The 14,157-nt window shown below is 65.1% G+C and carries 13 protein-coding genes; 8 read left to right on the top strand and 5 right to left on the bottom strand.

Features of this window, described 5'->3' with window-relative positions; all coding sequences use genetic code 11:
* Positions 1–8: 8 nt before the first annotated feature.
* From kynA to GYK42_RS22450, 4 genes are all read left to right on the top strand, one after another.
* Positions 9–899 carry a tryptophan 2,3-dioxygenase gene (kynA, locus tag GYK42_RS22435; RefSeq protein WP_166449265.1) on the top strand — a complete coding sequence of 297 codons (891 nt, stop codon included), beginning with the start codon at positions 9–11 and terminating at the stop codon, positions 897–899.
* 23 nt (positions 900–922) lie between these two features.
* Positions 923–1,468 (top strand): RBBP9/YdeN family alpha/beta hydrolase, encoded by a 546-nt coding sequence (locus tag GYK42_RS22440; RefSeq protein WP_166449266.1) that lies wholly within the window; start codon positions 923–925, stop codon positions 1,466–1,468.
* Between the two features lie 102 nt (positions 1,469–1,570).
* Positions 1,571–3,625, top strand: coding sequence for a toxin-antitoxin system YwqK family antitoxin (locus GYK42_RS22445; protein ID WP_166449267.1), 2,055 nt, complete (start codon positions 1,571–1,573; stop codon positions 3,623–3,625).
* A gap of 2 nt (positions 3,626–3,627) precedes the next feature.
* On the top strand, positions 3,628–4,653 hold the full coding sequence (locus GYK42_RS22450; protein WP_166449268.1) for a hypothetical protein: 1,026 nt from the start codon (positions 3,628–3,630) through the stop codon (positions 4,651–4,653).
* A gap of 2 nt (positions 4,654–4,655) precedes the next feature.
* Here GYK42_RS22450 and GYK42_RS22455 read toward each other — a convergent pair whose 3' ends face one another.
* Complete coding sequence (locus GYK42_RS22455) at positions 4,656–5,693, bottom strand: hypothetical protein (protein ID WP_166449269.1); 1,038 nt, start codon at positions 5,691–5,693, stop codon at positions 4,656–4,658.
* A gap of 134 nt (positions 5,694–5,827) precedes the next feature.
* On the opposite strand from GYK42_RS22455, the gene GYK42_RS22460 reads away from it, so the two are divergent.
* Entirely contained in the window at positions 5,828–6,559 is a 732-nt protein-coding gene (locus GYK42_RS22460; RefSeq protein ID WP_166449270.1) for an alpha/beta fold hydrolase, read from the top strand.
* Here the strand turns inward: GYK42_RS22460 and GYK42_RS22465 are convergent.
* Both GYK42_RS22465 and GYK42_RS22470 read right to left on the bottom strand, forming a co-directional pair.
* On the bottom strand, positions 6,536–6,901 hold the full coding sequence (locus tag GYK42_RS22465) for a hypothetical protein (RefSeq protein ID WP_166449271.1): 366 nt from the start codon (positions 6,899–6,901) through the stop codon (positions 6,536–6,538). The genes GYK42_RS22460 and GYK42_RS22465 overlap by 24 nt on opposite strands.
* Positions 6,902–6,935: 34 nt before the next feature.
* Positions 6,936–7,619, bottom strand: a complete 684-nt coding sequence (locus GYK42_RS22470) for a TetR/AcrR family transcriptional regulator (protein WP_166449272.1) — start codon at positions 7,617–7,619, stop codon at positions 6,936–6,938.
* An 81-nt stretch (positions 7,620–7,700) separates the two neighbouring features.
* Here GYK42_RS22470 and GYK42_RS22475 point away from each other — a divergent pair, with 81 nt between their 5' ends.
* Positions 7,701–8,117: a hypothetical protein gene (locus GYK42_RS22475; RefSeq protein WP_166449273.1), complete on the top strand. Its 417-nt coding sequence runs from the start codon at positions 7,701–7,703 to the stop codon at positions 8,115–8,117.
* 134 nt (positions 8,118–8,251) lie between these two features.
* Here GYK42_RS22475 and htpG read toward each other — a convergent pair whose 3' ends face one another.
* Complete coding sequence (htpG, locus tag GYK42_RS22480) at positions 8,252–10,171, bottom strand: molecular chaperone HtpG (protein ID WP_166449274.1); 1,920 nt, start codon at positions 10,169–10,171, stop codon at positions 8,252–8,254.
* An 88-nt stretch (positions 10,172–10,259) separates the two neighbouring features.
* The gene (locus tag GYK42_RS22485; protein ID WP_240943709.1) at positions 10,260–11,678 is read right to left on the bottom strand and encodes a PLP-dependent aminotransferase family protein; all 1,419 of its coding nucleotides are present in this window, start codon (positions 11,676–11,678) and stop codon (positions 10,260–10,262) included.
* Between the two features lie 143 nt (positions 11,679–11,821).
* Between GYK42_RS22485 and GYK42_RS22490 the strand changes: the two genes are divergently transcribed.
* Positions 11,822–12,736, top strand: a complete 915-nt coding sequence (locus GYK42_RS22490; RefSeq protein ID WP_166449275.1) for a DMT family transporter — start codon at positions 11,822–11,824, stop codon at positions 12,734–12,736.
* Positions 12,737–12,912: 176 nt separating this feature from the next.
* A complete protein-coding gene (locus GYK42_RS22495; RefSeq protein ID WP_046684799.1) occupies positions 12,913–14,106 on the top strand; it encodes a PLP-dependent aminotransferase family protein in 1,194 nt (397 codons plus the stop codon).
* Positions 14,107–14,157: the final 51 nt, after the last annotated feature.

The following is a 14,157-nucleotide window of genomic DNA, read 5'->3' on the forward strand; positions in this document are numbered from 1 at the left end:
ATCACCCCATGAGCGACGACAAGAATATGAACAAGGAAAACACGAGCGGCTGCCCCATGCATGCCGGCGCCCAGCAAGGCACCGAGTGGCATGGAGCGCAGATGGATTTCAGTGAATCCATGAGCTACGGCAATTACCTGGCGCTGGACCGCATCCTCACGGCCCAGCATCCGCTGTCGCCGAACCACAACGAGATGCTGTTCATCGTGCAGCACCAGACGAGCGAATTGTGGATGAAGCTGATGCTGCACGAAATGCACGCCGTGCGCGCCAACCTGCAAAGCGGCGACCTGGCGCCCGCCTTTAAAATGCTGGCCCGCGTGGCGCGCATCATGGACCAGCTCGTTCACGCCTGGGACGTGCTTGCCACCATGACGCCGCCCGAATACACGGCCATCCGTCCCTACCTGGGCGCCTCTTCCGGCTTCCAGTCCTTCCAGTACCGCGAAATCGAATTCATTTTGGGGAACAAGAACGCGGCCCTGCTCAACGTGCACACGACGGCTCCGGAAACCTACAAGGTGCTCGACGCCGCCCTGCGCACGCCATCCGTCTACGACGAGTCGATCAAGCTGCTGGCGCGCAGCGGCTTGCCTATCGCCCCCGAGCGCCTGAACGCAGACTGGACCCTGCCGACCAGCGCCGACGCCTCCGTCAAGGCGGCGTGGCTGGAAGTCTACCGCGACCCGTCGAAACACTGGGCCTTGTACGAGCTGGCCGAAAAGCTGGTCGACCTGGAAACGGCCTTCCGCTTCTGGCGCTTCCGCCACGTGACGACGGTCGAGCGCATCATCGGCTTCAAGACGGGCACGGGCGGCACGGCGGGCGTCAGCTATTTGCGCAAGATGCTCGACGTGGTATTGTTCCCCGAGCTCTTTGCCTTACGCACGGAGCTCTGATTTCAATTTCAAAAGGAGAAATGATGTCGCCTCTGGTCCTGACCCTGGCCGGCCTGTGGAATTCCGGGCCGCAGCATTGGCAAACCCATTGGGAAGCGCGGCATCCGCAATGGTCGCGCGTGCCGCACCGGGAATGGCAGACGCCGGACAAGGACGAATGGGTGGCGGAACTCGACCGCGCCATCGCCGCCTGCGAGCGCCCGCCCGTGCTGGCGGCGCACAGCCTGGCCTGCACGCTGGTGGCCCATTGGGCGGCCAGCGGTTCGCCGCACAAGATCGCCGGCGCCTTCCTCGTCGCCCCCAGCGATGTGGAAGCGCCCTCCTATCCCGCAGGCACGACGGGCTTTGCACCGATGCCGCTGCAAGCCTTGCCGTTTCCCAGCCTGGTGGTCGCCAGCGGCGACGATCCCTACGTCAGCTTCGCGCGGGCACGCGCGTTTGCCGCCGCCTGGGGCAGCGATTTCACCATGATCGGCGACGCCGGCCATATCAACGGCGACGCCGGCTACGGCCCGTGGCCGGACGGCGAACAGCTGCTGCTGGACTTCTGCGCCGCGCACCAGCCGTGAACCAGGGCGCGCACACGATAGACGCGCGCCCATTTGCCCACAAGTAAGAACGCAGGCAGAATCGTGGCCTTTCCATTGCGGCGCCCCGGCGCCAGCCTCACGATGAAACGTCTGCTTCTGCCCTTGCTGCTTTGCTCCGCCCTTGCCCACGGCGCGCCCTTCTACGAAGGCAAGACCCTCGCCCATCCCGCCATCACTGCATCGCAGGACAGCGGCTTCGACGTCGCCTTTCTCAAGGAAAAAGAGGGGGTCAACGGCTATTACTGCGAGTGCAAGGACGGCACCTCGAAACCCATTTTGCTCGACCAGTTCGGCAACGCCGTCATCCGTTCCGTCTTCTACGCCTCGCTGGACAAGGAGTCGGACGAAAGCGTGCAAACCATGCTGGTGCTGTTCCGCCAGGACGGCAAGAACGGCTTGCGCGCCTACCGCTACCACCGCAGTTCCGGCAAGTACCGGCGCCTGGACGGCTTGCAGCCGGCGTTGAACCGCATCGTGGCGCAAAGCGCCGCCCGCAACGCGGGCCAGGTCAAGGCGGCGCTGGCCAAGCTGGCGCCGATGGACTACAGCGTCGCGCGCGGCAAGAGCGGCAATGCGGACTTCGACGCCATTGATCATACGCAGGGCACCGTCGTCGGCTACTACAGCGACGAGGGCAAGCCCGTGGAGGCTGGCAGCCAGGACGCCATCATCTACAAGAAAACCTTCGAGAAGAAAGGCGACCGTTTTCTGACCGCCAGCTACACTCTGTACAGCGATGCGGGCGCCGGCATCCTGCGTAATTACCGCCTGTGGCAAGTGACGTGGGAAACGGCGCCGAAGCAGTTCACGGGCAGCCAGGAAGGCCCTTCCGTTATCTACAGCCTGGCCTGGGACGACGGCTCGGTGGTCGAGCGGGGCCAGTACGCGAAAGGCAAGCGCCAGGGTTTGTGGGTGCGCGACGGCATGCACGAAGGCAGCGAAAAGGGCCATTTCGTCGACGGTCTGCAAGAAGGCATGTGGTACTTCAATTACCCCAGACAGAGCGAGAGCGGCATGTACCGGGCCGGCAAGCGCGAAGGCCGCTGGACGGTCGTCAACTATGCCGATGCAGAGGAAGTGACGGGCTTCGACACCTACGCGGGCGGCCAGCTGAACGGCCCGCACGAACGCAGCATGGGCGGCAAGCTGCAAACGCGCGGCAACTACGTGAACGGCTCGCGCCATGGCGCGTGGATCACGGAAGACGGCGACGGCAGCTTCATCGAAGGCTTGCGCGACGGGCCGTGGAAGCTCAAGCTCAAGGACAAGGCCACGCAAAGCGTCACTTTCGTCAAAGGCAAAAAACAGGGCGAGGGCCTCGATATGGATGCGCAAGGCGCGCTGCGCCAGCGCGACCATTACCAGGCCGGCGTGCTCGAAGGCAGCCGCACGCGCTATCTGGGCCCGGCCGGCAAGGAATACGTGGTCTACACGGCCAACTACCGCAACGGCCAGCTCGATGGGCGCGAACAGGCGTTCGACGACAGCGGCAAGATCCTGCGCCTCGATACCTTGTGGGAGATGGGCAAGAAGCAGGGCCTGGACGCGCGCTACTACCCGAGCGGCAAGCCGGAGCGCCTGGCCGTCATCGACCAGGGCCGCCTGCTCACGCACCTGCGCGAATACTATGAAGACGGCCAGCTGTTCAACGACATCCACCGCTGCACCTTCAAGGAGTACGGCAGCACGCGCGACGACGTGTGCGAGTACCACCACATGTACTACCCGGACGGCAAGCCGCAGTATTACTACGCCTTCCAGTACGGCCAGCGCCAGGAAGGCTATTCGAACTACCCGAACGGCAAGCGCAAGGATGAACTGCTGGTCGACCGCGCCGCCGACACCTCCGTCTTGAACGTCTATTACGAAAGCGGCCAGCTCAAATGCACGGAGCCGCGCAGCGGCCACAGCACGCGCACGGTCAACGGCGAGACCATGATCAGCTATGCTTCGGCCGACCGCGACGGCGACAATATCTGCTACCACCCGAATGGCAAGGTGGCCAGCATCTACACCTTCCGCAAGCGCGTGCTCGTGGAGTGCGGCAAGCGCTACGACGACACGGGCAAGCAGACGTTTCCGGGGCCGGAAGGCTGCCCTCCTCCCAGGAAAGTCGACTACCCGATAGGACTGTGACCATGACGCAGGCAAGACAGCCGCTACGCATCCAGAACCCCGGGCGCATCGACGCCGGGGCGATCCGCGCCGCCATCGCGGGCGGCCAGCAGGTGCTGGTGCAGTTCGATACCCTGGGCGAGCCGGAGCCGCTGCTGGCCGATCTCGACGCCCTGGCCGCCACCTGCGGCACGGCGCTGACCATCCGCATCTACGGTTACGACCCGAGGGTGTTCGATGCCCGCATCCTGCGCGCGCTGCCGCATGTGGCCAGCCTGTCCATCGACTGCCACTGGCAAGCCATCCATCTGGAAACCCTGGGCGAGCTGCGCCACCTGAAGCGCCTGAGCCTGGGCGTGTACAAGCTGACGCAGGCCGACATCCTGCAGCTCGACAATTTACGCGGCCTCGAATACCTGAACCTGGGCGAATCGGCCAAAAACAATATCGACCTGGCGCCCCTGCGCCACTACGCGCAGCTGGCCAGCCTGGCCATCGAAGGCCACGACCAGCATATCGACACCGTGGCCAGCCTGCCGGCGCTGCACGAGCTGTCGCTGTACCGCATCAAGAACAAGGTGCCGCTCGATTTCATCTCGGAGATGGCCCGCCTTGACCGGCTGCTGTTGCAGCTGGGCGGGCGCGAATCGCTCGCGCACATCGAGGCGCCGCTGTTGCGGAAACTGGAAGTGATACGCATGCGCGGCCTGGAAACACTGGGCGACATCGGCCGTTTCCCGCTGCTGCAGGCGCTATGGGTGGAAGACCAGATCAAGCTGCGGCAGATCGCGCTGGGTCCCAACCCCGTGCTCGAACGCCTGCATCTGCACACTTGCAAGACGCTCGACAGCCTGCCCGGCCTCGCCGCCTTGCCCGCCCTGCGCCAGCTGTCGGCATCCGAGACCATGCTCGACATCGACGCCTTGCTGGCGCATGGCTTGCCCCCGTCCCTCACGCATGCGCGCCTGCGCACGGGCAAAAAAACCCGCGACGACGCCATCGCCGCGCAGCTGGCGCATCTGGGCTACGAGCAGGCGCGCCCTAACTAAGTTCAGCGGCTGGCGGCCAGCTTGCGCTGCCACAGCGCCACGTCGATCATCACGCCATCGGCGCCCGTGTTGCGGATGTAGACGCGGTAGCTGCCCTGCCCCATGTCGCCATCGAGGTAGGCCGTGCGCTCGTTGCGCTGCAGCCGGGCGCCCTTGGCCAGCTGGCGGTAGCGCTCGACCACCGTGTCGAAGCTGGCATAGCTGCGCAGCGCCACTTCCAGGTCGCGCGGCGGGCGGCCTTCCGCATGGTCGAGCACATTGTTCTGTTTCTTGCCCTTCAAGGTGAGCGGATAGGCAAACACGCCGGCGCCGGCCGACGTCAGCACCGTGGACTTATCGAGCAGCAGCGGCAACAGCGCCGGCGGATACGCGGGCGGCAGCTGGGCGCGGTTCCAGCCCGGCAGGGCCGGCTGCGCCAGCACATATTCGACCGTGGCGATCTTCTGCCCATCGGCGCCCGCTTCCTTGTCGCCCGCGATCAGCGCCAGCATGGGCGGCAATTGCCGGGCCCAGGCCAGCAGGGGCGCCGCATCGCCGACCAGCATGCCCTTGCGGTGGAACACGGTCAGCACGGCATTCGGATCGGGATTGCAGACCTTCGCCAGCGGCTGGCCCTCCAGGCGGCAATGCCCGTTGACGAGGCCAAAGGCGAGGATGGCGCCGCGCTTGTCGAGCAGCATGGCACCGCGTTCGCGGCCCTGCTTGCGGTCATTCATCGACGCCAGCAACTGGCGGCCGTCGGCCAGCACGGTGCGCGTGGCATCGCGCTTTTCGCTGATCGCTTCGAGCGCCTGCGCCAGCAGCAGCTCATCGTCTTCCGTGTAACTGCCGCGCGCGTAACCGAAGAAATCGAACAGGGCCGCGCGCACTTGCGGGTCTTCGCTCAGGCGCGGCAAGGGACCACCGGCCAGCAAGGACGACAGGCTTTTCCCGGCCGGCGCCGAGGGCGCCGCCGTGGCGCGGGCGGGCTGGGAAAGGATGCAGGCCGCTGCCAGCAAGGCGCCGCCCAGGGTGCGGTAATTCGAAAAAATGATATGCATGATTCTGTCTGTCGGGGATTTGACCGCTCTTGCGGCCACGCATGGCGCGCCGGCGATTCTAGCATGGCGCCAGCCCCCATGCCCTGCGGCTGGCGGACGGCGTGTGTACCGGCGCGGCTGTTATGATGGCCGCAATGACGACACCAACCCACGCCTCGCCCCTGCTTGTCCTCCTGCCCGGCATGGATGGCACGGCCAGTCTGTTCCACCATTTCGACGCCGCCTTGCGCACGCAGACCGCCATCGCCACCTTGGCCATCGCCTATCCTGCCGCGCCACTCGACTATGCGGCGCTGGAAGCATACGTGCGCGAGCGCCTGCCGCAGGACCGCACGTTCGTCGTGCTGGCCGAATCGTTTTCAGGGCCGCTGGGGGCCGCCCTGCGCGCCGATCCGCCGCCCGGCATGCGCGCCCTGGTCCTGTGCTGTTCATTCGTGCGCAATCCGCGCCCGATGCTGGCGCCGCTGCGCCACCTGCTGGGCCTTGTACCCTTTGGCGCCATGCCCGGCTTCGCCCTGCGCCAGGCGCTGCTGGCGCCCCACTCCACGCCGCAACTGCAGGCGGAACTGGCAGCGGCGCTGGCGCAGGTGCCGCCCAGCGTGCTGCGCCAGCGCCTGCGCGCCATACTGGAAAACGACGCCACGCGCAGCTTCGCGCGCGGCAGCCTGCCCGTGCTGTACCTGCGCGCCCGCCACGACCGCCTGGTGCCGCCCGCGAACGCCGTGCAGATACTGCGGCAGGCGCCGGGCGCGCAACTAGTTGACATCGCCGCGCCGCACATGCTGCTGCAGGCGGCGCCGGAAGCGGCCGCCATCGCCGTCGCCGCTTTTATCGACGGCCTGTCAGCCGCGCAAATATCGGCTTAAACGCGCGCTGGCCAGCACGGCCAGCCAGCTCAAGCCGCCCGCCAGCACGCTGAAGTAAATCGCCCGCAGCGGATGCTGGGGCAGCAGATACGCGAGCACGGCCGCGCCCAGCAAGGCGCACAGCACAGGCTTCCACCAGCCGGGCGGCAGCAGCGCCAGCAGCAGATTCGTGCCCGCGTACACGTAAAACACGAGCAGCAGGGCCAGGCCGCCCGCCACGCCGCGCGAGCCGAGGCTGCCGAACAGCTGCGTGTACAGGTAAAACCCCAGCCAGCTCAACACAATAAACAGCAGGCAGCCCAGCGCGTGCGCGCCCAGGCCCGCCATCAGGCGGTTTTTCATGGCAATCATCCGTATCGTCCCGTGCAACACCGCATCATAGCGATTTTGTTGGCGAGGTGAGCGGTTGACTTGCCTGGCGCGGGTCCCAGCCGGAGCCACCGGCATCGACGGCGTCCGGCCATGACACGTGGAGATAACCATGCACGGCACGGCGCAAGCGCGGCAACAGGGCCGCTGCATCGGTTTCGCCGCGTTGTGCCGAGGCGTCAATCATGCCGCGGCACAGCGCGATCATGTCCGCGGCGGCAGTCTCGGGAGCATGCACGCCATGCCGCGCCAGCAAGGCCGCCATCTGGCCGCACAGGGCCTGCCGCAGCACGTCATCTTCCTCCTGCATGGCCCGCGATGCCGGTATGGATTCCAGCGCCAGCGCCAGCGCGGGACGGCCGAACTGGTGTCGCAGAGCTGCGACGACGCACTGTTCGAGCGCCTGCGCCAGACCGGCCTTTGACTCGCTTGCTTGCCGGACATCGTGCATCAGCATGGCGCGCTCCCGTCGCAGCAGTTCGGCCAGCAGCGCCTCTTTTGACGGGAAGTACTGATACAGGGAGCCAATGCTGAAACCGGAGCGCTCGGCCACGTGGTTGGTGGTCAGCGCGGCCCGGCCATGGGTCTCGATAATGCGAGCCGCCGCCTCCAGCATGGCCGCGACGGTCGCCCTTGACCTGGCTTGCGTCGGGCGCTTGCGCGGTTCTGCCTGAGCTGCGGTGTTGGTCATGAATGCGAGTAGTCAATGTGAGGGGCGTGCCCGTATTCTAAACGCTTCCGGGACATGCGTTCCCGCCACCATGAGAGCACCATGAATACCTACCAATTGCTGTTGATACTGCACGTAGTCGCCGCCATCGCCTTTCTCGGCCCCTTGATGCTGGCGCCGCGCCTGCTGCACCTGCTGCGCAACGATGCCGGCCGCGCCACGCTCCATATGCTGCATCAGCAGATCGGCATCGCGGGGTGGGCTTTGTTGATTGGAGGGCTGGTCCTGCTGTACCAGCAGCAGTGGGCCTGGCTGCAAACCGGCTGGATGCGCCTGTCGCTGGCGCTGTTCATCGGCACGCAGGCCATCGATCATTTCTGGGCCGACCGGCAGGAACAAAAGATAGAAAACGGCACGGCATTGTCAAACACCAGGCTGAAGGCCTGGCTGATTGTCAAGGTGACCGTGTTTCTGGCCATCTGCGCGCTGATGGTGGGCAAACCGGCCTTGTTTGCCTGAACGAGCGGGCCCGCATCCATGAAAAAAGCCGGCCCTTCCATGACGAAAGGGCCGGCTTCGTTGCATCAGCCGCCGCTGCGGCTGTCGGACGACGCTTGGGCTCGGCGGCCCCGCTCATCCGACCTGCATCTGAATTACTTCGCCGTATTGAGCAGCAACTCGTTCAGGCGCTTGACGAAACTGGCCGGGTCGGCCAGCGAGCCGCCTTCGGCCAGCATGGCCTGGTCGAACAGGATGTTGGCCCAGTCGCCGAACTTGCCGCCTTCCGCGTCTTCGTATTTCAGGCGCGTCACCAGCGGATGGTTCGGGTTGATTTCCAAAATCGGCTTCGATTCCGGCGCGCTCTGGCCTGCCGCTTTGAGCATGCGCAGCAGGTTGCCCGACAATTCGTTTTCATCGGCCACCAGGCAGGCTGGCGAATCGGTCAGGCGGAACGTGACGCGCACGTCCTTGGCCTTGTCGGCCAGCACGGTCTTCATCTTGCCCACCAGGTCGGCGTACGAGGTTTCCGTTTCTTCGTGCTCTTTCTTTTCCGCTTCGTCTTCCAGCGCGCCCAGGTCCAGGCCGCCCTTGGCGACGGAAACCAGTTCCTTGCCTTCGAAGTCCTGGATAAACGACAGCATCCATTCATCGACACGGTCCGTCAGCAGCAGCACTTCGACGCCCTTCTTGCGGAAGATTTCCAGGTGCGGGCTGTTTTTCGCGGCGGCGTAATTGTCGGCCGTGACGTAATAGATCTTGTCCTGGCCTTCCTTCATGCGCGCCACGTAGTCGGCGAACGACGTGATTTGCTCGTCGCTGTCGTTGGCCGTCGATGCAAAGCGCAGCAGCTTGGCCAGGCGTTCCTTGTTGGCAGCGTCTTCGCCGATGCCTTCTTTCAGCACCTGGCCGAATTCCTTCCAGAAGACGGCGTACTTGTCCTTCTTGTCCTGCTCGTCCGCATTCGCCAGTTCTTCCAGCATGCCCAGCACGCGCTTGGTCGAGCCTTCGCGGATCACCTTGACGTCGCGCGACTCCTGCAGGATTTCACGCGACACGTTCAGCGGCAGGTCGGCCGAGTCGATCACCCCGCGCACGAAGCGCAGATACGTCGGCATCAGCTGCTCGGCATCGTCCATGATGAAGACGCGCTTGACGTACAGCTTGATGCCGCCGCGCTTGTTGCGGTCCCACATGTCGAACGGCGCCTTGGCCGGGATGTACAGCAGCTGCGTGTATTCGCTGCGGCCTTCCACGCGGTTATGCGTGTGCGTGAGCGGCGACTGGAAGTCGTGCGACACGTGCTTGTAGAATTCGTCGTACTGTTCCGGCGTGATGTCGGCCTTGTTGCGGGCCCACAGGGCGCTGGCCTGGTTGACGGTTTCGAATTCGTCCTTCAGGACGGTTTCTTTTTTCTCGTCGTCCCACTCTTCCTTCCGCATCACGATCGGCAGCGAGATATGGTCCGAGTACTTGCGGATGATGGACTTGATCTTCCAGCTCGACAGCAATTCGTCCTCGCCTTCGCGCAGGTGCAGGATGATGTCCGTGCCGCGGCCCGTTTTTTCGATGGTCTCGATGCTGTAATCGCCTTCACCGGCAGACTCCCAGCGCACGCCTTCGGAGGCGTCCGCGCCGGCACGGCGCGTTTCGACGGTGATCTTGTCGGCGACGATGAAGCCCGAATAGAAGCCCACGCCGAACTGGCCGATCAGGGCCGCGTCCTGCTGCTGGTCGCCGGAGAGTTTACCGAAGAATTCCTTGGTGCCCGACTTGGCGATGGTGCCCAGGTGCGAGATCGCCTCGTCGCGGGTCATGCCGATGCCGTTGTCGGAAATGGTGATGGTGCGCGCATCCTTGTCGAAGCCGACCTTGATCTTCAATTCGTGATCGTTGCCGTACAGGGCGTCGTTATCGATCGCTTCAAAGCGCAATTTGTCGGCCGCGTCGGACGCGTTCGAGATCAATTCACGCAGGAAGATTTCCTTGTTCGAGTACAGGGAATGGATCATCAGGTGCAGCATTTGCTTCACTTCGGTCTGAAAACCCAGGGTTTGCTTTTCGGAGACAGCCATTTTTACCTCATAGTCTTGTGGATGGGACGGATTCTACGGAGTTGGGGATGGTACAAGCGATTTCAAGAGCGACTGCCGAAAGTCGCCGCTAACCCAGCGCGCGGGCGAAAAACGCCCAGATGCGCTCGTCCTGCACCGTGGCCAGGTTCAGGCGCATGCGGGTCGACGGCAGCTGGCGCGGCGAAAACAGGCTGCCCGGCGCCAGCACCAGCCCCTCGGCCAGCGCCTTCTCGGCCAATATATTCGTGTCGCAGCCCGCATCGGCCCACACGAACATGCCGGCCGGCGCGGGATCGAAGCGCAAGCCCGCCCGTTCGACCTTGCGGTACGTACCGTCGCGCACCTTGTCGAGCCGCGCGCGCAGGCGCTCCGCATGTTTGCGGTACAGCCCCTGCGACAGGATCTTATACACGACGCGCTCGCCGATGTCGCTGGTGGTCAGGGTGGCCAGCATCTTGCGGTCGGCCAGGCGCTGCGCCCGCTCAGGCGAGGTGGCGATGAAGCCCACGCGCAGGTTCGCCGCCAGACTCTTGGAAAAGCCGCCCAGGTAAATCACGCGGCGCAGCTGGTCCAGCGCGGCCAGGCGCGTGGCTGGCTGCACAGCGCCACCCGGGTGCATGTCGCAATAGATGTCATCCTCGACGATGAGGAAATCGTGCTGTTCTGCCAGCCGCAGCACCTGGAACGCCTTGGCCGCCGACAGCGACGTCGAGCTGGGGTTGTGCAGCACCGAGTTGATCACGTACAGCTTCGGACGGTGCAGGGCCGCCAGCTCGGCCAGCACGGCGATATCGGGGCCGTCGCCGAGACGCGGGATGCCGATGACATTCATGCCCATGGCGGCAAAGGCGCCGAACATCAGCCAGTACGCGGGATCGTCGACGAAAATGGTCTCGCCGGGGCGGGCAAACTCGCGCGCCACCAGGTCCAGCGCCTGCATCACGCCTACCGTGGTGACGATCTGCTCGGGCGGACAGGCGATTTCCAGCCCCGCCAGCTTCAGCTGCAACTGCTGGCGCAGCGGCAGGAAGCCCTGCGGCGTGCCGTAGCCCAACAGCAGACTGCCGGGCTGGCGGCTGACGTCGCGCAAGGCGCGCGCCACCAGGTCGCCATCGAGCCACTCGGCGGGCAGCATGCCGATGCCGGGCGCGGGGATGGCCGGCGTCTGGCGGAACATGTTACGGATCAGCCACACCACGTCCATCGGCTGCGCCGCCGCATCCTGCGCGCCGGCGGGCGGCGCCGGCGTGTTCAGGGGCGAGCGCTCGCGCACGAAAAAGCCGGCGCCGCGCCGCGATTCCAGGTAGCCGCGCGCCACCAGCTTGTCGTAGCTGGCCACCACCGTGGCGCACGACACGTCCAGGCTGGCCGCGCACTGGCGGATCGACGGCATGCGCGCGCCGCCGCGCAGCAGCTTGTCGTCGATGCGCGCCGCCAGCGAACGCGCGATCTGGTCGATCAGGGTTTCGCCAGAGGCGCGCGACAGCAAAGGGAGTGTATTGCTCATATTACCATGACAGTATGTGAAATTATGCGTGAAAGTGTATTTGTACTGTATTGCTATTGAGCCCTAGGATAGCAGTACGGCGGGAATTAATCCACGCCTGCCGCACATCCCGCACCTCCATTACCGCCAGTACCAGGAAACCCATGCCATCGACCACCAGTACCGCCCCTACCGGCCACCCTCCCCGCCTCGGCGCCGACCGCAAAGGCCTGCTGCTGGGCTTGATCGCCGTCGCCCTCTTCAGCCTGACCCTGCCCTTCACACGGCTGGCCGTGGCCGAACTCGATCCCACCTTTGTCGCCCTGGGCCGCGCCTTGGTCGCCGCTTGCCTGGCCGGCCTGTGGCTGTGGCAGCAGCGCGCCCCCCTGCCGCGCCGCGAACAATGGCTGCCGCTGGCGCTCGTGTCGCTGGGCTGCGTGCTGGGTTTTCCCTGGCTGACGTCGGTCGCCATGCGCAGCCTGCCCGCCTCGCACGGCGCCGTGCTGGTGGGCATCTTGCCGCTGGCCACCGCCGTGTTTGCCGTACTGCGCGGCAAGGAACGCCCTTCCCCGGGATTCTGGCTGATGGCGCTGCTCGGCACGGCTCTGGTGGTGGCGTTCGCGCTGCGCCAGGGCGGCGGCAGCTTCCACGTGGCCGACTGGCTGATCTTTGCCGCCGTGCTGCTGGCCGCACTCGGCTATGCGGAAGGCGGACGCCTGGCGCAAGCCATGCCGGGCCAGCACGTGATTTCCTGGGCGCTACTGCTGGCCGTGCCTTTTGTCTTGCCCGTGGTGCTGTGGAATGCCTGGCCGCAGCGCGCGCTGATGGCGCAGGCCAGCGGCGCGGCCTGGCTGGGCTTTGCCTACATCTCCGTGTTTTCCATGTTTATCGGCTTCTTTTTCTGGTACCGGGGCATGGCGCTGGGCGGCGTGGCGCGCGTGGGACAGACGCAGCTGCTGCAGCCCTTCCTCACCTTGCTGGGCGCGGCTGTGCTGCTGAATGAGCCATTGACGGGCGAAAGCCTACTGTTTGCCGGCGCCGTGATCGCCGTGGTGGCCATCGGGCGCAAGCTGAAGTAAGGTTCCCTGACGCCCATTTGCAACGCCGTTGCGCGTGCGCATGGGCACGGCGGCGTGCAAGCCGTACAATACGGCAGCATCATGGCGGCGCCTATCCGGCGCCGCTTGCGCACGCACCGCCACAAGCGGGCCAACAAATCCAGCCGGCGCAGCTCGGCATCTTCTGTGAGACTCGTATGAAAATTGAAAATCCGAATCCGATCCAATGGCGCTTTGCCGAACGCGCGGAACAGCTGCAAAGCTCGTTCATCCGCGAAATCCTGAAGATCACGCAGCGTCCCGAGATCATCTCGTTTGCCGGCGGCCTGCCCTCGCCCGCCACCTTCCCCGTGGAAGAAATGAAGACCGCGTTTGACAAGGTCTTGTCGAACAATGGCAAGGTGGCCCTGCAATACGGCCCGACCGACGGCTACCTGCCGCTGCGCCAGTGGATCGCCGACTCGCTGTCGAGCAATGGCAGCACCATCCTGCCGGAACAGGTGCTGATGACGTCCGGCTCGCAGCAGGCGCTGGACTTGCTGGGCAAAGTCCTGATCGACGAAGGCAGCAAGGTGCTGGTAGAAACCCCCAGCTACCTGGGCGCCCTGCAGGCATTCTCCGTCTACCGTCCCGAATTCGTTTCCGTCGATACCGATGACGAAGGCCTGGTGCCATCGTCGATCAACCCCGTCGCCGATGGCGCGCGCCTGCTGTACGCGCTGCCGAACTTCCAGAACCCGACGGGCCGCAGCCTGTCCGTGGCGCGCCGCGTGGAACTGGTGGAAACCTGCGCCCGCCACGGCCTGCCGCTGATCGAGGATGATCCGTACGGCGCCCTCAGCTACAGCGGCGAGCCGTATCCGAAGATGATCAACATGAATCCGGACGGCGTCATCTACATGGGTTCGTTCTCGAAAGTGCTCACGCCCGGCATCCGCCTCGGCTACGTGGTGGCGCCGATGCCGCTCGTGCGCCGTCTGGAACTGGCCAAGCAGGCGGCCGACCTGCACACCTCGCAACTGACGCAGATGGTCGTGCATGAAGTGATCAAGGATGGCTTCCTGGACCGGCACATCCCCAGCATCCGCAGCCTGTACGGCAACCAGTGCCAGGCCATGCTGTCGGCGCTGGAAGAGCACTTCCCGGCCGGCGTCACGTGGACGAAGCCGGAAGGCGGCATGTTCATCTGGGTCACCCTGCCGAAACACATCGACGCGATGAAACTGCTCGACGAAGCCATCGCCAACAAGGTCGCTTTCGTGCCGGGCGCGCCGTTCTACGCCAACACGCCGGACACGCATACCCTGCGCCTGTCGTTCGTGACGGTGCCGCCGGAACGCATCCGTGAAGGCATCGCCATCCTCGGCAAGCTGATCGCTGCAAAAATGTAATCGCACTCTCCACGCCCCGCCGCCGCGGGGCGTGTCCCCTGCTGCCCCTGC

The sequence above is a fragment of the Janthinobacterium lividum genome (genome assembly GCF_011601275.1).
GTDB classification, from domain to species: Bacteria; Pseudomonadota; Gammaproteobacteria; order Burkholderiales; family Burkholderiaceae_D; genus Janthinobacterium; species Janthinobacterium lividum_E.